This is a genomic window from Pseudomonas sp. SA195 (genome assembly GCF_054131565.1).
Genome location: NZ_CP096392.1, coordinates 3,693,402 through 3,715,550 on the forward strand (window position 1 = coordinate 3,693,402; position 22,149 = coordinate 3,715,550).

16 protein-coding genes and 1 pseudogene are annotated in these 22,149 nt (G+C 63.2%); 6 read left to right on the forward strand and 11 right to left on the reverse strand.

The window, feature by feature from the left end; translation table 11 throughout:
* Window positions 1–321: 321 nt before the first annotated feature.
* Complete coding sequence (locus M1D78_RS17200) at window positions 322–1,878, reverse strand: sigma-54-dependent transcriptional regulator (protein ID WP_437421200.1); 1,557 nt, start codon at window positions 1,876–1,878, stop codon at window positions 322–324.
* Between the two features lie 270 nt (window positions 1,879–2,148).
* On the opposite strand from M1D78_RS17200, the gene phhA reads away from it, so the two are divergent.
* From phhA to rimA, 4 genes are all read left to right on the forward strand, one after another.
* Window positions 2,149–2,934: a phenylalanine 4-monooxygenase gene (gene phhA / locus M1D78_RS17205; RefSeq protein WP_437421201.1), complete on the forward strand. Its 786-nt coding sequence runs from the start codon at window positions 2,149–2,151 to the stop codon at window positions 2,932–2,934.
* Between the two features lie 276 nt (window positions 2,935–3,210).
* Complete coding sequence (locus tag M1D78_RS17210; protein WP_217475340.1) at window positions 3,211–3,567, forward strand: 4a-hydroxytetrahydrobiopterin dehydratase; 357 nt, start codon at window positions 3,211–3,213, stop codon at window positions 3,565–3,567.
* Window positions 3,564–4,760, forward strand: coding sequence for an amino acid aminotransferase (locus tag M1D78_RS17215; protein WP_437421202.1), 1,197 nt, complete (start codon window positions 3,564–3,566; stop codon window positions 4,758–4,760). The genes M1D78_RS17210 and M1D78_RS17215 overlap by 4 nt, the downstream gene beginning before the upstream one ends.
* Window positions 4,761–4,993: 233 nt before the next feature.
* Entirely contained in the window at window positions 4,994–5,818 is an 825-nt protein-coding gene (gene rimA / locus M1D78_RS17220; RefSeq protein ID WP_437421203.1) for a S6 modification regulatory phosphodiesterase RimA, read from the forward strand.
* An 8-nt stretch (window positions 5,819–5,826) separates the two neighbouring features.
* Here the strand turns inward: rimA and M1D78_RS17225 are convergent, their stop codons facing one another.
* The 7 genes and pseudogenes from M1D78_RS17225 to M1D78_RS17255 all read right to left on the reverse strand — a co-directional run bounded on the left by M1D78_RS17225 (window position 5,827) and on the right by M1D78_RS17255 (window position 17,798).
* Window positions 5,827–6,510, reverse strand: coding sequence for a type 1 glutamine amidotransferase domain-containing protein (locus M1D78_RS17225; protein ID WP_437421204.1), 684 nt, complete (start codon window positions 6,508–6,510; stop codon window positions 5,827–5,829).
* 885 nt (window positions 6,511–7,395) lie between these two features.
* On the reverse strand, window positions 7,396–8,160 hold the full coding sequence (locus tag M1D78_RS17230) for a methyl-accepting chemotaxis protein (protein ID WP_457933599.1): 765 nt from the start codon (window positions 8,158–8,160) through the stop codon (window positions 7,396–7,398).
* A 141-nt stretch (window positions 8,161–8,301) separates the two neighbouring features.
* Window positions 8,302–9,285: pseudogene (locus tag M1D78_RS17235) on the reverse strand (cache domain-containing protein); the annotation flags it as partial.
* 254 nt (window positions 9,286–9,539) lie between these two features.
* Window positions 9,540–11,000, reverse strand: a complete 1,461-nt coding sequence (locus M1D78_RS17240) for a sodium-dependent transporter (protein ID WP_437421206.1) — start codon at window positions 10,998–11,000, stop codon at window positions 9,540–9,542.
* Between the two features lie 423 nt (window positions 11,001–11,423).
* Window positions 11,424–12,830, reverse strand: a complete 1,407-nt coding sequence (locus tag M1D78_RS17245; RefSeq protein WP_437421207.1) for a sodium-dependent transporter — start codon at window positions 12,828–12,830, stop codon at window positions 11,424–11,426.
* Window positions 12,831–12,976: 146 nt separating this feature from the next.
* Window positions 12,977–14,071: a Glu/Leu/Phe/Val dehydrogenase dimerization domain-containing protein gene (locus M1D78_RS17250; protein ID WP_437421208.1), complete on the reverse strand. Its 1,095-nt coding sequence runs from the start codon at window positions 14,069–14,071 to the stop codon at window positions 12,977–12,979.
* A 256-nt stretch (window positions 14,072–14,327) separates the two neighbouring features.
* Window positions 14,328–17,798, reverse strand: coding sequence for an indolepyruvate ferredoxin oxidoreductase family protein (locus M1D78_RS17255; RefSeq protein ID WP_437421209.1), 3,471 nt, complete (start codon window positions 17,796–17,798; stop codon window positions 14,328–14,330).
* A gap of 310 nt (window positions 17,799–18,108) precedes the next feature.
* Here M1D78_RS17255 and M1D78_RS17260 point away from each other — a divergent pair, with 310 nt between their 5' ends.
* Window positions 18,109–18,576, forward strand: a complete 468-nt coding sequence (locus tag M1D78_RS17260; RefSeq protein ID WP_437421210.1) for an Lrp/AsnC family transcriptional regulator — start codon at window positions 18,109–18,111, stop codon at window positions 18,574–18,576.
* A gap of 75 nt (window positions 18,577–18,651) precedes the next feature.
* Here the strand turns inward: M1D78_RS17260 and M1D78_RS17265 are convergent, their stop codons facing one another.
* The 3 genes from M1D78_RS17265 to M1D78_RS17275 form a co-directional block, all read right to left on the reverse strand.
* The gene (locus M1D78_RS17265) at window positions 18,652–19,077 is read right to left on the reverse strand and encodes a DUF192 domain-containing protein (protein ID WP_437421211.1); all 426 of its coding nucleotides are present in this window, start codon (window positions 19,075–19,077) and stop codon (window positions 18,652–18,654) included.
* A 65-nt stretch (window positions 19,078–19,142) separates the two neighbouring features.
* Window positions 19,143–19,919 carry a DNA-formamidopyrimidine glycosylase family protein gene (locus tag M1D78_RS17270; RefSeq protein ID WP_437421212.1) on the reverse strand — a complete coding sequence of 259 codons (777 nt, stop codon included), beginning with the start codon at window positions 19,917–19,919 and terminating at the stop codon, window positions 19,143–19,145.
* Window positions 19,920–20,239: 320 nt separating this feature from the next.
* Window positions 20,240–21,121, reverse strand: a complete 882-nt coding sequence (locus M1D78_RS17275; protein ID WP_437421213.1) for an RluA family pseudouridine synthase — start codon at window positions 21,119–21,121, stop codon at window positions 20,240–20,242.
* Between the two features lie 161 nt (window positions 21,122–21,282).
* On the opposite strand from M1D78_RS17275, the gene M1D78_RS17280 reads away from it, so the two are divergent.
* Window positions 21,283–22,056: a DUF899 domain-containing protein gene (locus M1D78_RS17280; protein ID WP_437421214.1), complete on the forward strand. Its 774-nt coding sequence runs from the start codon at window positions 21,283–21,285 to the stop codon at window positions 22,054–22,056.
* The last annotated feature ends 93 nt before the right edge of the window (window positions 22,057–22,149 follow it).

A 22,149-nucleotide genomic window follows, 5' to 3' on the forward strand; every position in this document is an offset into this window, starting at 1 on the left:
CAGTAAGCTGGCGCCTACAAGGTCGGTGTTGCATTGGCACTTCTCTGACCGGCAGTTGCTTGCTGACCTTCGTAGGAGCGAGCTTGCTCGCGATCCTCCGCGCATCAGGCACAACTCAGCGTCACGGCCGATCGCCAGCAAGCTGGCTCCTACAGGTCGGTGTTGCATTGGCACTTCTCTGACCGGCAGCTGCTCGCCGCCCTTCGTAGGAGCGAGCTCGCTCGCGATCCGCGGCGCATCAGGCACTCCTCAGCGCCACGGTTGATTGCCAGCGAGCTGGCGCCTACAGGTCAGTGTTGGGCATCTATCCACCCATAGCGATCAGCCCTCTTTGCCGATCCCGTAGTCACGCAACTTATTCGCCACCGTCGTGTGGGAGACCCCGAGCCGCTTGCCCAGTTGCCGGCTGCTGGGGTGACGGGCGTAAAGGTCCTGCAACACCGCTTTTTCGAAGCGGCCCACGATCTCGTCCAGGCTTCCCTCAAGAGAAAAATCACCCAGTGGCGGCGGCGTGCCGTAGTCCGGCAGACGGATGTGTTCCGGCCGGATCGCTTTGCCATCGCACAACGAAACCGCCTGAAACAGAGTGTTTTCCAGCTGCCGTACATTGCCCGGCCAGTGGTAACCAGCCAGCCGCGCAAGCGCCTCGGGGGACAGGCCTGGCAAAGCGCAGCCGATCTGCCGACTGGCCTGGTCGATGAAGTGCAGCGCCAGCGGCTCGAGCCCGTCCAGGCATTCGCGCAAGGGTGGGATGTGCAACGACAGCACATTGAGGCGGTGATACAGGTCCTGGCGAAACTCGCCCTTGGCGCAAAGCTCCGACAAGTCCAGCTGCGTGGCGCAGATCACCCGCACATCGAGGTACACCTCCTCGTCACTGCCGACCCGGCGGAAGCAGCCGTCCTGCAGGAAGCGCACGAGCTTGGCCTGCAGCCGCGTGCTCATTTCGCCGACGCCGTCGAGGAACAGCGTGCCGCCAGCGGTCAGTTCGAGCAGGCCGAGCTTGCCCTCTGGTCGCGCACCTTCGAACGCACCGGGGCCATAACCGAACAGCTCGGTTTCGGCCATGGATTCAGGCAGGCCGGCGCAGTTGAGCACCATGAACGGCGATTGTCCGCGCGGGCTGGACAGATGACAGGCGCGCGCCAGCAATTCCTTGCCGGTGCCGGTCTCGCCCTCAATCAGCAGCGGCGCATCCAGCGGCGCCATGCGACGGGCCTCGCGCACCACGGCGGCCATGACCTTTGAGCTTTGAAAGATACTGTCGAAGCCGCGCAGCTCCTGCTTGCGCACGTTGTAGATGCGCTCACCAACGCGGTCGGCACGGTGCAGTGTGAGCACCGCACCGGCCAAGGCCTCGCTGTCGTCATGCTCCGATTGCAGCGGGGCAATGTCAGCGAGAAAAATGTCCCCGCGCACCGTAACGCGTAATCCATTGATCCGCGCCTTGTTCGCCCGCACCAGCGCCGGCAGGTCGAAATCCTCGGCGTAGCGCGACAGGCTCATCCCGGGCACCTCGTCCACACGAACCCCGAGCAGCTGCGCCGCAGCGCGGTTGGCCGCGACGATGGCGCCGGCCATGTCGATGGACAGCACCGGAAACTCCAGTGCACCGAGCAGCGCATTGAGCTCCAGCGAATGCCGCTCGCTGGGCATCAGCCCGACCTTGCGCACCTCGAAGACGCCTTGCAGCGCCTCGATCTTCGGCCGCAGCGCCTGCAGTTGCAGGTTCATCAGGTTCGGGCAATGCAGGTAAACGGCGTTGCCGTGCTCGCCGCCCACTTCGCCACGGGCGACGTTGATGCCGTAGTCGACCAGCAGCTCGAGCATGTCACGGAGGATGCCAACGCGGTTCTGGCAGAGAATCTTGATACGCATGAAAACAGCGCCTTCAGGGCTTGTTGTTGTAGACGGCGCAGATTTTCGGCAGGCGACCGTTGATTTTCGTCAAGATTATTTGACAGCGGTAGGCGCGATCAAGGCGTAACCCATGCCGAAAGGTAGATATGTAATGATTTCGTTACGAGCGCAGCGCCTAGCCTCCCACCTAGAACTGCTTGCGGCTCTCGCGTCGGAGCTCCCCTCGCGATCAGATGAGGCATCGATAACAACAACAGGCTCAGGCGGCCGCCCCGCTCAGGAGGTCAGATGAAAACTACCCAGTACGTAGCCCGCGAGCCGGACGCGAACGGCTATATCGACTACCCCGAGGCCGAGCACGGCGTCTGGCAAACCCTTATCGAACGGCAGATGAAACTGCTCGACGGGCGTGCCTGCCAGGAATACCTGGACGGCATCGAACAGCTCGCCTTGCCGCGCGACCGCATTCCTCAGCTGGACGAGATCAATCGCGTGCTGCAAGCCACCACCGGCTGGCAGGTGGCGCGCGTGCCGGCCCTGATCCCTTTTCAGACCTTCTTCGAGCTGCTGGCCAGCAAGCGGTTTCCCGTCGCCACCTTCATCCGCACGCCACAAGAGCTTGATTACTTGCAGGAGCCGGACATCTTCCACGAGATCTTCGGCCACTGCCCGCTCCTGACCAACCCCTGGTTCGCCGAATTCACCCACACCTACGGCCAGCTCGGCCTCAAGGCGACCAAGGAAGAACGCGTCTACCTGGCGCGGCTGTACTGGATGACCATCGAGTTCGGCCTGGTGGAAACCTCCGCCGGACGGCGCATCTACGGCGGCGGCATCCTCTCCTCGCCCAAGGAAACGCTCTACAGCCTGTCCGAAGAGCCCGAGCACCAGGCATTCGACGTGGTGGAGGCGATGCGCACGCCCTATCGCATCGACATTCTGCAGCCGGTGTACTTCGTCCTGCCGGAGCTCAAGCGGCTGTTCGACGTGGCCCATGAAGACATCATGGGCCACGTCCGCACCGCCATGCAGCTGGGCCTGCACCAGCCGAAGTTCCCGCCGAAAGCGGCCTGATCACTGTCGAAATGACGGCGCGTGAGGCATCCGACGTGGCGACGAGGCCGATTCGCGGTCAAGACCGCTCCCACGAGATCTGCCCCTTGGGCCACCTTGTGGAAGCGGCCGCGGCCGCGAAGTGCTGTCGCTCGCAGTATGGATGATGTGGAAGGCTCATCCCCGACGAAGCCTCTCTGCGCCGAGCCCTGTCGAACGTCATACGCGTACAAGCCTGCGGCGTTGTCCACCCGACGCTGCTTAACTCTTATCAACCTCACCACAAGGACCGAAGCCATGACCGCCCTGACCCAAGCCCACTGCGAAGCCTGCCGCGCCGACGCACCCAAGGTGTCCGATGACGAACTGGCCGAGCTGATCCGGCAGATCCCGGACTGGAACATCGAAACCCGTGACGGCCACATGGAGCTGGAAAAGGTTTTCCTGTTCAAGAACTTCAAACATGCCCTGGCCTTTACCAATGCCGTCGGCGAGATCGCCGAAGCCGAAGGTCATCACCCCGGCCTGCTCACCGAGTGGGGCAAGGTTACCGTGACCTGGTGGAGCCACTCGATCAAAGGGCTGCACCGCAACGACTTCATCATGGCTGCGCGTACCGACGAGGTGGCCAAGACTGCCGAGGGCCGCAAGTGAAGCATTTCGCACAGGTGGAACGCGTCCCGGGCGACCCGATCCTCGGGCTGCTGGACGCCTATCGCGCTGACCCGAATCCGGCCAAGCTGGATCTCGGTGTGGGCGTCTACAAGGACGCCCTGGGCTTGACGCCAATCCCCAAGGCGGTGAAGCAGGCCGAGCAGCGGCTGATCGACAGCGAACAGACCAAGAGCTACATCGGCGGCCATGGTGATCCGCTGTTCGGTGAGCAGCTGTTGAAATTGGTGCTTGGCGAAAGCTCGCCCGCACTGGTTGGCAACCGCGCCGGCTGCACCCAGACGCCGGGCGGCACCGGCGCGCTGCGGCTGGTGGGCGATTTCATCGCCAAATGCCTGCCCGGTCGCAGCCTCTGGCTCAGCGACCCGACCTGGCCGATCCACGAAACCCTGTTCGCCGCGGCGCGCCTGAAGGTCGAGCATTATCCCTACGTCGATGCGCAGAACCGGCTGGATGTGCCGGCGATGCTCGCCACGCTGGAGCAGATTCCCAGCGGCGACGTGGTGTTGCTGCACGCCTGCTGCCACAACCCCACCGGCTACGACCTGAGCCAGGATGATTGGCGGCAGGTGCTGGACATCGTGCGCCGCCGCGAGCTGCTGCCGCTGTTCGATTTCGCCTACCAGGGCTTCGGCGACGGCCTGGACGAAGACGCCTGGGCCGTCCGCCTGTTCGTCGAAGCCTTGCCGGAAGTGCTGATCACCAGTTCCTGCTCGAAGAACTTCGGCCTGTACCGCGAACGGACCGGTGCGCTGATCGTCGTCGCCGCCGATGGGGCGTCGCTGATCGACGTGCGCAGCCAGTTCGCCTCGGTGGCGCGCAACCTCTGGTCGACACCGCCCTCGCATGGTGCTGCGGTGGTCGCGACCATTCTGGCCAACCCCGAACTGCGTCAGCTCTGGCAACAGGAAGTCGCCGCCAAGCGCGAGCGCATTGCCGGTTTGCGCAAGGGGCTGGTGGAAGCCCTCGCGCCGCACGGTCTGGCCCAACGCTTCGCTCATATTGCGCAGCAGCGCGGCATGTTTTCCTACACCGGTCTCACCGCCGAGCAGGTACTGAGACTGCGCCGTGAGGATTCGGTGTATCTGGTCGAAAGCGGTAGGGCCAACATCGCCGGGCTGGATGCGGCGCGGCTCGATCAACTGGCGGCCGCCATCGCCCGCGTCACCGCTTGAGGATTAGCCGGGCGTATCGGTACCAGATGCGCCCTGCTTCACTTTCCCCGCACAGGCCGGAACTCTCTTGGCCACACCAAGTCATAGCAACTTGCCATCACTGCGAGTAGTTTTCTGGCCTACTATGGTCAGTACATCTTTTTCGACGTGACTGACCAGTCCGGTGACGAATGGGCTCCAGCCCCCGCCAGCGCGGCCGCTACGCTTCAGCCACCGTTTCAGACGAGCTTGCCATGACACAACGCGACACCGCCGGTAACCCCAAGCCAGATCAATACGCCTGCCACTCAGCCAGCGAGCATGGCGGCTGTGCCAGCTGCGCCAGCGGCGAGCGACTGGGCTTTCGTTTCAGCTACGCCTATCAGCCGATCGTCGACATCCGTACCCGCGACATCTACGCGCACGAGGCGCTGGTGCGCGGCGTCGGCGGTGAGCCAGCGCCGAGCGTGCTGGCCAACGTGACCGACGAGAACCGCTTCCGCTTCGACCAGGCCTGTCGCGTCAAAGCCATCAAGACGGCCGCCAAGCTCGAGATGCAGAGCCGGTTGTCCATCAACTTCATGCCCAACGCCATCTATCGGCCGGAGCTGTGCATCCGCTCGACGTTGGAAGCCGCCCGCGCGCACAACTTTCCGATCGACCAGATCATTTTCGAGACCGTCGAAGGCGAGCGCATCAGTGACGCGAAATGGCTGACCGAGGTGTTCCGCGAATACCAGCGCATTGGCTTTCTCACCGCCATCGATGATTTCGGCGCCGGTTTCGCCGGGCTCAACCTGCTCGCCGATTTCCAGCCGGATCTGATCAAACTCGACATGGAACTGATCCGCGGTATCGACCAGAGCCGCTCGCGGCAGGCGATCGTGCGCGGCACCGTGGGTATCTGCAGCGAGCTGGGGATCGACGTCATCGCCGAGGGGGTGGAGACGGCAGATGAGTGCAGTGCCTTGCGAGACCTGGGGATTGGGCTGATGCAGGGGTATCTGTTCAGCAAGCCGCTGTTCGAATCCTGCAGCCAGGCCAACAGCTTGACCTGGCCGACCGGACTGACGGGCTAAAAACGCACTCAGCCCGTTTTGAGCAGCTTGAGCAACTCGCGTGCGGCCGCCTCCGAGGACGCCGGGTTCTGGCCTGTAACGAGCAGGCCATCAACCCGCACATAAGACGACCAGTCCGGCCCCTTGCTGTAGTCGCCTCCAATTTCCTTGAGTTTGTCTTCCAGCAGAAAGGGCACCACCTGGGTGAGCTGCACGCCCTCCTCCTCCGTGTTGGTAAACCCCGTGACGCGTTTGCCTTTGACAAGGTATTCGCCGTCCGCACCGCGTACCTGAACCAACGCTGCCGGCGCATGGCAGACCGCACCGACGGGCTTTTTCGCTTCGATGAACGCTTCGATTAGCGCAATGGAGGTTGGATTGCTGGTCAGGTCCCAGAGCGGGCCATGCCCCCCGGGGTAGAACACCGTATCGAAATCAGCCGCCGATACCTCATCCAGCTTGCGAGTGTTGGCCAGCAGCGCCTGTGACTCGGCATCGTTCTTGAAGCGTTTGGTCATTTCGGTCTGGGCATCCGGCGCATCGCTTTTTGGATCCAGCGGTGGCTGCCCGCCCTTGGGCGAGGCCAGCACGATCTCGGCGCCGGCATCCTTGAATACGTAGTAAGGCGCGGCGAATTCTTCGAGCCAGAAGCCGGTGGGTTTGCCGGTGTCGCCCAGCTTGTCGTGGGAGGTGAGCACGATGAGGACTTTCATGAGGGTCTCCTGTGGTCTGGTGGCCCGGATTGGCGGGGCCTTGGTTTATCTGGACCATGGGAGGGGGGATTCGGTCAATTGGCATTGGCGGCGGCCAAAGCCGTGAAGCCGGTGGCCACGCTTGATGCTTAGGCGATTATTGAGCGGGCTGGAGCATTGGTTTCGCCCTGCTGAGCGACTCACTTTTTTCAAACGCGCCTGCCCGGCCGGGGAAAAAGTAAGCAAAAACGCTTGCCCCTGCATACGGACTAGGCGTCCCCGGTTCGCTGCGCTCGACTTCCCTCATTCCATCGCTGCTCCGAGGGTCGCCGCGCAAGGGCCATCCATACCTACGGCGGCCCCGACCCTTCACGGCTCTCGCGGCATCCATGCCGCTCGCCCCTCTACGCAGCGATTCCATTCAGCCTCCTGAAAGGGGCGTTCGGCGGCGCTAATGGTTTGCTTGTTGGTAAAGCTTCGTAGGGTGGAAAACTGTCACTGTACGGCCCAACAGACACCACCGAATCGCCCCTTTCAGGAGGCCGAACGCAGGTGGCGTGGAAGGGGTTGAGCGGCATGGATGCCGCGAGAGCCGCGATGGGCCAGGGATGGCCCTTCGCGGCGGGGCCCTGGAACGTCGCCGGAGCGAGGGAACCCCGGTGCAGCCGGGGCCGGATGCAGGGGCAAGCGTTTTTGCTTACTTTTTTCGCGACTGAAAAAAGTGAGTCGCCCAGCAGGGCGAAACCAGTGCTTCAGCCAACTCGCGGAAGAGGGATCATTGCCAACTCAAAGCCCATGAGCTTCGCGAGCAAGAACTTGGCGTTCCCCTCGCTCCTACGAAAAACGAGCCTATAACCCCTGAAAAATAAAAAAGGGCGCCGAAGCGCCCTTTTCATCAACCCCGGATCAGATCCGGAAACTCCCCACCAACTGCTTCAACCGCGCCGCCTGCTGCTCCAGATCCCCGCAAGCCCGCAATGTCGAGTGAAGGTTTTCAACCCCTTCCTGGTTCAGCGTGTTGATCTCGGTGATATCCATATTCAACGACTCGATCACCGACGTCTGCTCCTCGGTAGCGGTGGCCACCGACTGGTTCATCGCATCGATCTCACCGATGCTGAGCGTCACGCTGCTCAGCCGCTCGCCGGCCTGGTTGGCGATACCCACGCTGGCCTCACTCTGGCGCTGGCTCTGGGTCATGGTGCTGACCGAATCACGAGCGCCGGTTTGTAGCTTCTCGATCATCCCGTGAATTTCCTGCGCCGAGGTCTGGGTGCGATGCGCCAGGCTGCGCACCTCATCGGCTACCACGGCGAAACCACGCCCGGCTTCACCGGCACGAGCGGCTTCGATGGCTGCGTTGAGTGCCAGCAGGTTGGTCTGCTCGGAGATGCCCTTGATCACGTCGAGGATCTGGCCGATACCGACGGTCTGGTTGTTCAGCGCCTCGATCTGCGCGCAGGAGGCGCTGATGTTGCTCGACAGCTGCTTCATCGCCTGGATGTTCTGCTCGACTACCTTGCGCCCGTCCTCGGCCTGATGGCTAGCGCCACTGGCCTGCTGCGAGGCATCGGCCGCGTTGCGGGCGATCTCCTGGGCGGCGGCACCGAGCTGGTTGATCGCCGCCGCAACGCTGTTGGTCCGGCTGGCCTGCTCATCGGAATTCACCATCGATGAGTTGGAGGCGGCTAGCACACGTTGCGCCACTTCGTTGACCTGCTGCGTCGCCGACGACACTTCGCGGATCGAGCCATGGATACGCTCGACGAAGCGGTTGAAGGCCTTGGCCAGTTCGCCGAACTCGTCCTGCGACTGCACCGTGAGTCGACGCGTCAGGTCGCCCTCGCCTTCGGCGATATTGGCCATGGCACGCCCCATGTCGGTCAGCGGACGCATCAGTACGCGCATCAACATACCCAGCAGCACAAGGATGAACATCACCGCGATCACGGCCGCAACCAGGGCGGAGGTACGGAAGCTGGTGAGTGCTGCGTACGCTTTTTCCTTATCGACCGAGATGCCCACGTACCAGGTGACCGATGGCAGACCCGGCACCGGGCTAAAGCTGAGGATGCGCTGTTGGCCGTCGAGCTCGGCCTCGGCGAAGCCGCTCGTCAACGACGGGGTGTTCTTCGGGTAGAGCTCGGCAAGCGTCTTCATGACCTTGCTCTGGTCCGGGTGAACCAGGATCTTGCCGTCACCGCTGACCAGGAACGCATAGCCCATGCCGTCAAAGTTGAGTGCGTTGATGATGTCGACCAGCACCTTGAGGCTCAAATCGCCCCCCACGACCCCCAGGTTCTGGCTCCCCGCCTTGGCCGGGGTCGCCGCGGTAATGATCAGCTCGTTAGTGGCCGCGTCCTGATAGGGCTCGGTCAGCGTGGTCTTGCCCGCATTCACCGCATCCTTGTACCAGGGCCGTTGACGCGGATCGTAACCGGCAGGCAGCTCGAAGCGCGGGTGCACGATGAACTCGCCATCGTTACGGCCCAGATAGGTGAAAGCGAAGGTTGAGCTGAGCGCCGGCTGCTGTACCAGCGCCTCGACAGCCTCACCGGAGCTGTCTCGGGCGATGGTCTGCGCGGTGTTTTCCAGCAGCACCAGTCGGCCAGAAAGCCAGTTCTGGATGTTATGCGCCGTCACCTCACCCATTTCGTGGAGGTAGCTCTCCAACTTGGCCTGAATGGCATTGCGCTGCAGGTAATCGTTGAACAGCGTAAATAGGGCGAAGGTCACCATCACAACCAGTGAGGCGGCCAGGAGAATCTTGTGGCTGAACTTGAGGCGACTAGGCATGGGCGCGTGTCCGGATTGTTCTGATTCGGGCTTGGCAATCCCTGGCCTGATCAAGCGTCCGCTGCGTGACACCGATGTCGGCTTGGCTGGGCCTTTCTTTAACCCTCACAACAGCGCTCAGCCCTAGGAAACCAGGGGCTCCAGCGTATCGGAAGGCATGACCCGACAGACGGTGTAGCGCATTGCCATCAATCCGAAACGAAAAAGGCGCCTGGACCGATCAGGTCCAGGCGCCTCCTTGACGCGCCGCCAGATTAGCGCCGTGCCAGCACCGGCCATACGCGTGGATGAAACCCCTCGCCGAGAATCGTCAATACACCGACCGCACCGGCAATCCAGTACCAGCGCACCAGCGGGTCAAAGCCGAGCCAGCCCAGTGCATGCAGGAACACCATGGTGATCAACACAGGGCAAACGTAGCGCACCATGAACAACCAGAGTGCGTAGCCCAACGGGGGTAGGCCGAGTTCGTCCCGCATGATGTCGCTGCGCAGCGCGTAGCCGGCGAACAGCACGATGAAAATCCCGCCAAGCGGCATCATCCAGCGCGAGGTGAGGTAGTCGAGCCAGTCGAAGAAGTTCTTGCCCAACGGTGTCCAGCCCGCCATCAGGTTGAACGAGAGCATCGCCAGCAGGCTAATCACCAGCAGCACCGCACCCGCACCGATGGCGGCCTTGAGCCGGCTGACGCCGTGCTTTTCATTGAGGTAGGCGACCGTGGCCTCGATCATCGAAATGGCCGAGGTCAACGCGGCAATCGAGACCATGGCGAAGAACAACACGCCGAACAACGTACCGAATGGCATCTGCTGGAAGGCCAGCGGCAGGCTCATGAAGATAAGCCCTGGGCCAGCGCTCGGGTCCATGCCATTGGCAAAGATGATCGGGAAGATCGCCAGCCCCGCCAGCAGTGCGACGGCCGTATCGGCGATCGCCACCATGAAGGTGGTGCGGGCGATGGACTGGCCATCCGGAATGTAGGAGCCGTAAGTAAGGATCGCGCCCGACGCCAGGCTCAGCGTAAAGAAGGCATGCCCGAGCGCGGCCAACAGCGCCTCGCCAGTCAACTTGGAGGTATCGAAGCTGAAGAGAAAGGCGAAGCCCTGGTCAAAACCGCCGCTGGTGAAGGCGTAGCCGACGAGGATCAACAGCATGATCGCAAGCCCTGGCATCATCCAGCGTACGGCGCGCTCGATGCCGGCTTGCACACCCTTGGCGACGATCCACAGCGTCAGCAGCGCCACCAGCAGACTCCAGGCGCCAAGTTGTACCGCGTTCGCGTTGTGCGCTTCGAACACCTGGGCCAGTGCATCGACCGAGCCGCCTGCAAGCGACCCGTCGAGCATCTTTACGGTGTAGGCGAAGGCCCAGCCGGCCACGACGACATAGAAACAGAGGATCAAGAAACCGGCCGCCATGGCCATGCCGCCAACGCCCTTCCACAAGGGGCTGCTACCGTTCTCACGCGCCGCACGTCCGATGGCGTCGATGGGGCTGCCCCGGCCACGCCGGCCGATGGCGATCTCGGTCATCATCACCGGGATGCCGATGGCGAGGATGCACGCCAGGTACATCAGGACGAAGGCGCCGCCTCCGTACTGGCCGGTGATGTAGGGGAATTTCCAGATATTGCCGAGGCCGACGGCCGAGCCGGTTGCGGCAAGAATGAAGCCCCAGCGGGACAGCCAGAGGTTCTTCGGTTTTTCACGGGTCATGCGCCACCTGTTTGTTGTTATCTGTGACGAGAATCGAACCCGCCGCGCTCGTGACGCGGCGGAGTGAAAGCGGAAAACACCGGGACGAGCGGCCTGCACGCAGGGCGCCGCCTGGCCCCAGCAATGCGCAACCGACTCGCAGCTGCGCGGTACGCAGCGGGGGTCACAGACAAAACGGCGCGCATTGTATACCTGCCCGGCGCGGCTCGGGCCGGCAGTCGTCTGCGGGCCGCGCCAGGCAGAGCCATCTGAAACCAGGGCGCACAGTGCGACAAGCGCGCCACAGCACTCCGAAACGCAGCCAACCGGCCCGTTGCGTCAGTATTTCTTTACAGCAGCTGTAGCGGCAGCGTTTCCGAGCGCCTGGCGCGCCAGGCGTAACGAATAGTTGACGCCTTGATGCGGCAGCTTGTCGTACCGCACTCAGATCAGCCCTGCCAGGTTCAGGAACACCAGCACGATGCCCAGCGGTGTGCCAAAGCGCAGCAGCAGCCACCAGGCGCGGAACACCCCGGCCTGTTTCAGGCCGATGGCTTCGCGCACCGTGGCCTCCCTCATCACCCAGCCGGTAAACAGCACCGTGCCCAACCCGCCCAGCGGCATCAGCCAGTTGGTGGTCAGGTAGTCCAGGCTGTCGAAAAAGGTCTTGCCGAACACCTGGTAGTCCGCCCAGAGATTGAACGAGAACACACTCCCCAGGCTCAGCAGCCACAACAGCGCACCGCTGACCAGCACAGCCTTGAGACGGCTCATCCCGAAGCGTTCGGTCATCCAGGCGATGCTCGGCTCGGACAGCGAGATCGCCGAGGTCAGCGCCGCGATCACCAGCATGACGAAGAACAGCCCGCCAACCACCTGCCCCAGCGGCATCTGGCCAAAGGCGATCGGCAGGGTCACGAAAATCAGGCCTGGCCCGGCGCCCGGCTCCAAGCCGTTGCCGAACACCAGAGGAAAGATCGCAAGGCCAGCCAGCAGCGCGACAGCGGTGTCGGCGAGTGCAACGAGGATCGATGTTTTGGCAATGGAGGTGCCTTCTGGCAGGTAGGAGCCATAAACCATCATCGCGCCGCAGCCGAGGCTGAGCGTGAAGAAGGCGTGGCCGAGAGCGATCAATACGCTCTTGGCCGTCAACGCCGAGAAATCCGGGACGAACAGAAATTGCAGCGCCTGGGCGAACTCGCCGTTGAGCCCGGCATAGGCAACCAACACCAATAGCAGGACGAACAAGCCAGGCATAAGGAAGCGCAGCGAGCGTTCCAGCCCGCCGCGCACGCCGAGCCCGACAATCAGCATGGTCGCGACCAGGACGAGCGTGCCGCAGATCACCAGCCGCAGTGGGCTGGCGAGCAATGCCCCAAACAGCGCGCCGCTGGCCTCACCGCCGATGCCGCTGAACGAGCCGCCAAGCGTGGCCGGCACATAGGCCAGTGCCCAGCCGGCCACCACGAGATAGAAGCTCAGGATCAGGAAACCAGTCAGCCCACCCAGCCAACCGACCGCGCGCCAACGCGGACTCGCGCCGGCCTCGCGTGTTAACCGGGACACCGCGCCGTCCGGGTTCTGTCGCCCGCGCCGACCGATCATTACCTCGGCCATCAATAATGGAATGCCGATCAGCAAGATGCAGCCCAGATACACCAGCACAAAGGCGCCGCCGCCGTTCTGGCCGGTGATGTAAGGAAATTTCCAGATATTGCCGAGGCCAACCGCCGAGCCGGTGGCGGCCAGGAAAAACACCCAGCGGGAGGACCAAAGGCCGCGCGCCGCGCGTTGCTGGGCATGATCGGAAGCACCACCGAGCGTGCCGGCGGCCAGGCTTTTTTCAGTCATTGCGGATTCCTGCTTGTTGTTGTTTTCAGGGAGGGTCCGGGACGGCAGCCAGCCGTCCGGTTGGGTGGCGCGGCCTGCATGACGGCAGGTCCACGCCGAAGGCTGATAGCGTCCGTCAGCCGGGCCGAAAAGACCGGCTGTAGGCGCTACGCGTGCAGCCGGTGCGGTTGCGCCACCTGCGATGGCTCGCGGCCCTGTAGCCGCTCCAGAGCCAACCGGTCGGCGATCACCGACGTGCATTCGCCGCTGGCGGCAGCGCGTTCGAAGATTTGCCGCAAGGTGTCGGCGATACCGCGGATGTGGGCGTCTGACTGAGCGGGGCTGCCACCGATGCGCTGGTAGTAGACGTCGATGATGCCGCCAGCGTTGATCGCATAATCCGGCGCGTAGAGGCAGTTGCGGCGCTGCAGCTCGGTGCCGATCTCCGGGCTCGCCAGTTGGTTGTTCGCTGCGCCGGCAATCACAGGGGCGCGCAGTGTCGAAAGCGTTTCTGCGTTCAGAATGCCCCCCATGGCGCAGGGAGCGAAGACATCTACATCGAGACCGTAGATGTCGTGCGGGCGAACGGCGCAAGCGCCAAGCTCCTCCACCGCGGTGCGCACGTTGGCATCGAAGATATCGCTCACCCAGAGCTGAGCTCCGGCTTCCTTTAGGTGGCGGGCCAGGCCGAGGCCGACATGACCGACGCCCTGGATGGCCACCTTCAACCCAATCAGGTCGTCCCGCCCGAGGCGATGGCGAACCGCAGCCTTAAGCCCGACGAATACACCGAGCGCGGTGGAGGGCGACGGATCACCACTGGCAATACTGCCATCCAGCATCGCGCGAGGCGTGGCGCCGATCACGTGCCGGGTGCGCTGCGCGAAGGCCTGCATCTCCGGCTCACCGGTACCCGAATCCGCCGCGGTGATGTAGCGCCCGCCGAGGCTGTCGACGAAGTCGCCCATGGCGTGCAGCAACGCCGGGCTCTTGCCGGTATGCGGGTCGCCGATGATCACCGCCTTACCGCCGCCGAGCTTGAGCCTGGCCAGCGAGGATTTCAGGGTCATCCCGCGCGACAGCCGCAGCACATCGCGCAACGCATCATCGTCGCTCGCATAGGCAAACATACGGCAGCCACCCAGCGCCGGGCCGAGCGTGGTGTCGTGGATGGCGATGATCGCTTTCAGGCCGCTGGCCGGGTCATGGCAGAACACGACTTGTTCGTGGGCGTCGAAATCGGGATGGGTGAAAACGGACATTGCGAATTCCTCGTTCTTGTTAGTTTGAAGCCCCGAGGCAGGCGGGGCCTGCTTGTCGGGTTATCAACGGGCGATGGGCCCGGTGGGTTCATCTGGCCCTCGGCGATCAGAGCGGCGGCGTGCCCCGACGGTCGGCTAAAGCAGAACGCTGCCCGCCGACCTCAAGACGCTGTAGGAGTGGGCTCTGCCCGCGACCGCGTCAGCGCAACCGCCCTGGTCGCAGGCAGAGCCTGCTCCTACCTCGCTCGAGCCGGCCCTACGCCGCCGGCTCGAACAGCCGCACGGTCTGCACTTCGTCGCCGCGGTTGAGCTGCTCCTTGAGCAGCTTCTCCTGCTGACGCGCCTTGGCGACGGAGCGTTCCTTCACCGGGCCGTAGCCACGGATCAGTTCCGGCAGCGCGGCGATGGCCACAGCGGTGCGGTAGTTGGTCGGCTTGAGCTGGGCCAGCAGCTCGTCCACGGTCTTCTCGTACTCGCCGATCAACTGGCGTTCGACGCGGCGGTCGTGGCCATAGCCGAACGGATCGAGCGGCGTGCCGCGCAGGAAGCGGAATTTGGCCAGCACGCCGAACGCATCGAGCATCCACGGGCCGAACTCGCGCTTGCGCGGCTCGCCGGTGACAGCGTCACGCTTGGCCAGCCAGGCCGGGGCGAGGTGGAATTGCAGCTTGTAGTCGCCCTCGAACTGCGCCTCGAGCTGCTGGCGGAACTCGGGCTCGCTATAAAGGCGCGCCACTTCGTACTCGTCCTTGTAGGCCAGGAGCTTGAAGTAATACCGCGCGACGGCCTTGGACAGCGCCAGATCATCGGCCGTATCGGCCTCGCGTACGCGCTCGACCAACTGGCGATAACGCCGCGCCAGCCCAGCATTCTGGTAGCGGGTGAGGAAATCCACGCGCCAGTCGACGATCTCTTCCAGGGTCTTGCACAGCGGATCGACCAGTTCGGCCGGGCGCGCCAGCCCTTCCACCGCTTCACGCTCGAGCACCGCACGGCGGCCCCAACGGAAAGCCTGCAAGTTGAGCTTGGCCGATACACCGTTCAGCTCGATGGCCTTTTCAATGGCGGCAGCCGAAACCGGCAACAACCCCTGCTGATAGGCAAATCCGAGCAGGAAGAGGTTCGTGGCGATGCTGTCGCCGAGCAACCGGGTGGCCAGGCGGGTAGCGTCGATGAAATGGGTTTTCTCGGCACCCACCGCGTCGCTAATGGCCTGGCGCATGGCCGCGCCGGGCACCTGCGCATCCGGGTTGCGGGTGAACTCGGCGGTAGCCGATTCGTGGCTGTTCACAACAGCGTTGCTGATCTGCTCATTGAGGCGGGTCAGCGACTCGTCACCCGCCGCCACGATCAGGTCGCAACCGAGCAGCAGATCGGCTTCGCCAGCAGCGATGCGTACGGCATAGATGTCGTTCTGCTTGGCCGCGATGCGGATATGCGTGGTTACCGGGCCGAACTTCTGCGCCAGGCCAGCTTGGTCGAGCACCGTGCAGCCCTTACCTTCCAGATGCGCGGCCATGCCGATCAAGGCACCCAGGGTCGTCACGCCGCTACCGCCAACGCCCGGAATCAGCACGTTCCACGGCCGGTCCAGGGAGGGATGCTGCGGTTCAGGTAGCGAGGACGCCTCGAGACCGCCTGCTACGGCCTCGGGCTTACGCAACCCGCCGCCATGTACGGTCACGAAGCTGGGGCAGAAGCCCTCGACGCAGGAGTAATCCTTGTTGCAGGCGTTCTGGTCGATTTCACGCTTGCGTCCCAGCTCGGTTTCCTTCGGCAATACCGAAAGGCAATTGGATTTCTCGCCACAATCCCCGCAGCCCTCGCACACGGCCGCATTGATGAATACGCGCTTGGCCGGGTCTTCCAGCTTGCCGCGCTTGCGCCGACGGCGCTTCTCGGTGGCGCAGGTTTGGTCGTAGATGATGACCGAGACGCCCTTGAATTCGCGCAGCTCGCGCTGCACGGCATCCAGCTCACGACGATGATGGAAGCTGGTAATCGGCGCGAAGGTGTCGCGGCTCGGGTACTTGTCAGGCTCGTCACTGACCAGGGCAATACGTTTGACGCCCTCATCGGCAATCTGCCGGCTGAGTTGGTCGACGCGCAGTTCACCGTCGATGGGCTGGCCGCCGGTCATCGCCACCGCGTCGTTGTAGAGAATCTTGAAGGTGATGTTGACGCCAGAGGCCACCGCCGCACGAACGGCCAGGCTGCCGGAGTGGAAGTAGGTCCCATCGCCGAGGTTCTGGAACATGTGCGGCGTTTCGGTGAACGGTGCCTGGCCGATCCAGTTAACGCCCTCCCCGCCCATCTGGGTGAAGGTCTCGGTGCGGCGATCCATCCACTGCACCATGTAGTGACAGCCGATACCGGCCGAGGCGCGACTGCCCTCCGGCACCTTGGTCGAGCTGTTGTGCGGGCAGCCGGAACAGTAATGCGGCGTGCGCACGGTGCTGTAGCTGCGCGCGGCCAGTGCCTTTTCCTTCGCGTCGAGGAAGGCCAGGCGGGTCTGGATGCTGTCGCTGGTGTAAATCGGCGCGAGGCGCTTGGCGATGACGCGGGCAATCATCGCGGGTGTCAGTTCGGACAGGTTGGGCAGCAGCGAACTGCCCTGCTCATCGAACTCGCCTACCACCCGTGGGCGCTTGTCCAGCGGCCAGTTATAGAGCTGCCCGGTGAGCTGGTCCTCGAGAATGCTGCGTTTTTCCTCGACCACCAGGATCTCGTCCAGCCCCTCGGCGAATTCATGCACCGAGACCGGTTCCAGCGGCCAGCTCATGCCGACCTTGAGCACGCGAAGGCCAACGTGCGCGCACAGGGCTTCGTCGAGGCCCAGGTCATCCAACGCCTGGCGCACGTCGAGGTAGCTCTTGCCCGTCGTGATAATGCCGAGGCGCGGATTAGGTGAATCAAGCATCACCTGGTTGAGGTTGTTGGCACGGGCGAACGCGCGCGCCGCGTAGATCTTGTAGAGGTTGAGGCGCTTTTCCTGGGCCAGTGGTGGGTCCGGCCAACGGATGTGCACGCCATCCTCGGGCAGTGCGAAATCTTCGGGGATGCGCGTTTGCATGCGCAGCGGGTCGACCTCCACCACGGCAGAGGAGTCGACGTTCTCGGCGATGGTCTTGAGCGCCACCCAGCAGCCGGAGTAGCGCGAAAGCTCCCAGCCGATGATGCCGTAGTCGAGAATTTCCTGAACGTTGGCCGGATTGAGTACAGGAATCGAAGCGGCGATGAACGCGTGCTCGCTCTGGTGCGGCAGCGTCGAGGATTTGCAGCCGTGGTCGTCGCCGGCCAGCAGCAGCACACCGCCATTGGGCGATACGCCGGCCGCATTGCCGTGCTTGAACACATCGCCGGCGCGGTCAACGCCCGGGCCCTTGCCGTACCACATAGCGAACACGCCGTCGTACTTGGCACCGGGGAACAGGTTGGTCTGCTGGCTGCCCCATACAGCGGTCGCAGCAAGCTCTTCGTTCAGGCCAGGCTGGAAATGAATGGCGTTCTGCTTGAGGTAGTCACGGGCCTCCCAGAGGCTCTTGTCCAGCCCGCCGAGCGGCGAGCCGCGGTAGCCTGAAATGAAGCCGCCGGTGTTCAGGCCGCGGGCCTGGTCACGCTGATGCTGCAGCATCGGCAGGCGGGTCAGCGCCTGGGTGCCGGTGAGGTACAGATGTCCGGTTGCGAGCCGGTACTTGTCATCCAGGCGGATCTCGGCCAGAGACATGTGGCGCTCCTGTTTGTTTTTATCGGAGTCTGGGATGTGGGTTTCACATCCCGCCTAGCAGAACGCTGAAAAGCTACCTGCGTTGCCAATACTGCGTTGGCTATCGCTAACGTCTTTCAACGCTCTGCAACAGTCGTGGGCAGCCGCACGGTAAGCCGTCCCACGCCAGCGACCGGCAAGGGGATCACCCCACCGTTACGCGTTGGTAAGAGTCTGGCCGTGACGAAGAGAGATTTTCTTTCTACTTTTGCGATGTAAGCGCCATCGCGTGCATGATCCATTCACTAACAACAACAAAATGAGTACATCCATGCAGACCCCGCTAAGCGGCATCGACCGCAAGATTCTGCTACTGCTGCAACACAACGCCGACCTCTCCGCCGCGGAGATTGCCGAGAAGGTCGAGCTGTCTCAATCGCCGTGCTGGCGGCGCATCCACCGCATGCAGGAAGAAGGGCTGATCGAACGCAAGGTCGCGCTGCTCAACCCGAAGAAGCTCGGGCTCAACATGACGGTGTTCGTGAACATCAAGCTGTCCGCCCATGGGCGCAGCAATCTCGATGAGTTCGAACGCGCCGTAGTGGGTTACCCCGAAGTGCTGGAATGCCACACCATGGCAGGCGAATCGGATTACCTGCTCAAGGTCGTGGCCAAGGATATCGACAGCTATGAACGCTTCCTGCGTGACCAGCTCCTGCAGCGGCCGCACGTGCAGGAAGCGCATTCGCATATCGCAATGAGCGAAGTGAAACGAACCACGGAGCTACCGCTGGATTGAAAACCGTCGCGCCCGAATGACCGGGCCATCGGCGAGCGCCGATACCCACCCGGCCCTCAACCCATCCCGCCCAGGCTACTGCTCGGGTATCCCGAGCACCTGCTCGCCGGGCTCGATTCCGTTGCGCTCGAACCAGCCCTGATTGACCTCCAGCGCATAACGGGCCGGCTCGCTCGAGCAGCGAATTGCCGTATCCAATGGTTCGAGGTCGATGATGTCGACGATCTGCCCCTGCTCGTCCATGAACGCCGCCGACAGGGGTAAGGGCGTGTTTTTCATCCACAGGCAGTGGCGACGAAAATCATCGAATCGGAACAGCATGCCGTGGTCTGCAGGCATCTCGGTGCGCTCCATCAGGCCGCGCTCGCGCTCGGCGGGCGAGTGCGCGTACTCGGCCTCGATCGTTGCGCCTGCTAATTGGAGACTCAGCAACGGCTCGCGAGCTTGGGCGGCAGCCGGCCCGGCCAACGCAACAAGAAACAGCAGCAAAGCGGTACGCATCGATGATTGCCTCGGATGGGTCAAGCGCAGGGTGTCGGATCGGGCAAAGCATACAACGCAGCACGTCACTCGCTGGCAGCGGGGGCTTCGACCGCAACCTGCTCGCTGTCACCGTAGCGCTTCTGGCAACGCTCACAATAGAAGCTGCGCCGCTTGCTGCGGCCTAGGGACTTGGCCCGAACGAAGGGAATCTTGCAGCGCGGGCAGGTCGTCTTGGTATGCGCGAGCCAGTGCGCCTTGAGCGTGCCCTCGCGCTTCCATTGAAGAAACTCGAAGCTGTAGGCCCGAACCTCGCGTGTCAGCTCCCTGAGCTTGGGCGCTGGTAAATCCCCGATCAGCGAAAGCGGATGGATACGGGTGCGAAACAGCACCTCGTTCTTGATGATGTTGCCGGAACCGGAGAACAGCGTCTGGTCGAGCAGGGCATCGCACGCCAGCAAGCGCGGGCGCGCCCTTAGCTTCTTCAGCGTTGCCCGGTTGTCCCAGGCATCGCTCATCACGTCCGCGCCCCAGTCATACGCCTCATCCAGCGGGGCTTCGATAAATTGCACCGAGCAACCGTAGAAATTCAGCTCGCCATCTACGAATCCCAGGCTCAGGCGGGGCGTGGACTCCTTGCGCTCATTGATTCGATAACTACCGAACAAGAGCAGATGGACACGCAGCGAGACGTCGTCCAGTTCGATCAGAAAATGCTTACCCCAACTGCGGAACGACCGCACCGACTGCCCGACTAGCCGCGCCTTGTCGAGCCTCGCGCTGCCCTCGGCGCGCTCGATGGTCTTGCCTGCAAACGCAGAGACTTCTTCGCGCAGGATGACAATCGACGGACCTTCAGGCATGGCGATATCACTTCAGCTGGGGCGTTAACGATATCGACTGAGGCCGGCCGAGAAGGTGCGACTCGCTCAGGGCTGCGAGATATGACGGCTGCCGGCGTTCAACCCACCATCGAGGCAGCCCGGATCGCCAGCAAGCTGGCTCCTACGGGTTGGCGGCGACTCGACATCCTGTGGCAGTAACACTGACGGCGTGACTTGCAGCAGCATGGTTCGCAGGCGGTACGTTGCTATCGAACCGCTGCCCGTAGGCGCCAGCTTGCTGGCGATCGAATCGACACTAGAAAACCACTACGCCAGGTTCATACAAGAAGCGAAACGGGCTACCACTCCAGCTGCAGGCGGCTCTCGAATTGGCGCCTTTCGCCAGTCAGCGGGTCGTTGAATTGCAGGGCCCGGGCCAGCAGCTTGAGTGGGTTAGCGTAATCGTCCTGATCGCGGCGGCCGCGTTCCAGCAGCTCGGGGTAGAAGGGATCGTTGCAGATGCCCGCGCCGAGGGTCGCCATTTGCAGCCGCAACTGATGCTTGCGTCCGGTGACCGGGTAGAGCGCATAGCGCCAGTGCTCGCCGCGGCGTTCGAGCACCTCGATACGGGTTTCGCTGTTGGGCTCGCCGTCGCCCTGCTTCATGAGGAAGAACGGCTCGCCGTCGACCATGCACAGGCGCTCCGTACGAGGAAACGTCAGGCTGGGCAGCGCCGGGCAAATCGCTTCGTAGCGCTTGTCGATCTGCCGCTCGCGAAACAGCGCCTGGTAGCGACCGCGACTGCCGGGGTTGGTTGAGAACAGCACCAGCCCGGCCGTCAGCCGGTCGATACGATGGATCGGCACCAGATCGGGATTGCCGACCTGCCTGCTCAGCCGTGCCAGTAGCGTCTCGTTGACGTACTCACCCGCCGGCATCACCGGCAGGAAATGCGGCTTGTCCGCTACCAGCAGGTGCTCGTCGAGATGGAGAACGCTCGCTTCGAAGGGGATCGGCTTTTCCGCCGGTACTTCGCGAAAGTAGTGCACCTTCAAACCGACCTGATAGAGATGCCCGGCCGAAAGCGGCTGCCCATCGGCACCCAGCACCCGGCCACGGGCGAAGCGGTCAACCCAGGTAGCGCGCTCGATGGCTGGAAATCGCGCACAGAGGCAGTCGAGCACCGTCGCCCAGTCGCCCTGAGGCAGATGAAGCGTACTGCGAGCGTTGGAAGCGGACATGGCAAGGGTTCGGTCGACTCGGGGCCGGGCATGATAACGCAGCCCCGGCGGGCACCCCAGTTGGCCAATGGCCGGCGAGCGGTTGTCTATTCTCCTGCGTGCCGTTCGACCAGCTTTCGAGGTGCTCGGCCATGCGCACCGCCAACATAGGAAGACTCGAGATGACCCACCCAATCCTTTCCCGCCAGGACTGGCTGGCGGCGCACGCCGAACACCTGAAGAACGAAAAGGAACTGACTCGCCAGCGTGACGCCCTTGCCGCGGCGCGACGCGAACTCCCCTGGAGAGCTGTAGAGCAGGACTATGTCTTTCAAGACGCACAAGGCCCGGTGCGCCTGGGCGAGCTGTTCGAGGGGCGAAGCCAACTCGTCATCAAGCACTTCATGTTCGCGCCTGACTGGGAGGAAGGATGCATCGGCTGCTCTTTTGAGATGGACCATATCCAAGGCGCGCTGCTTCACCTGCTCCACCATGACGTCAATGTCGTTGCAGTCTCGCGCGCGCCCTTCGCCAAGCTCGACGCCTTTCGCCGGCGCATGGGTTGGCATTGTCGTTGGGTGTCGTCGGCCGGCAGCACCTTCAACCGGGACTTTCATGTCTCGTTCGAGCCGCAGGATGTCGTCGATGGCAAGGTCTTCTACAACTACGCCTGGCAACCGTTCATCTGCGAGGAGCTGTCTGGCTTCAGCGTATTCATGCGCGACGACGAGGGGCACATCTTCCATACCTTTTCCGCGTTTGGCCGGGGCGCCGAGGAGCTGCTGGGCACCTACGTTCTGTTGGACATGACGCCGCACGGGCGCAACGAGACCGGCCCGCGGCGCAACCTCACCGACTGGGTGCGCCACCACGATCGGTACGGCCGCGATGACCGGGTCGATGACAGCGGCCGCGTGCAACCCGCCGACCCTGGCGATACCGACTGCTGCCATTGACCGACGGCAGGCCCATCGAGCAGAGACCGACGAACCCTGGCTGATGGGCCCGGTCCAGACAAGAACAGCCGTGTTGCCAACCCAAGTCGTCAC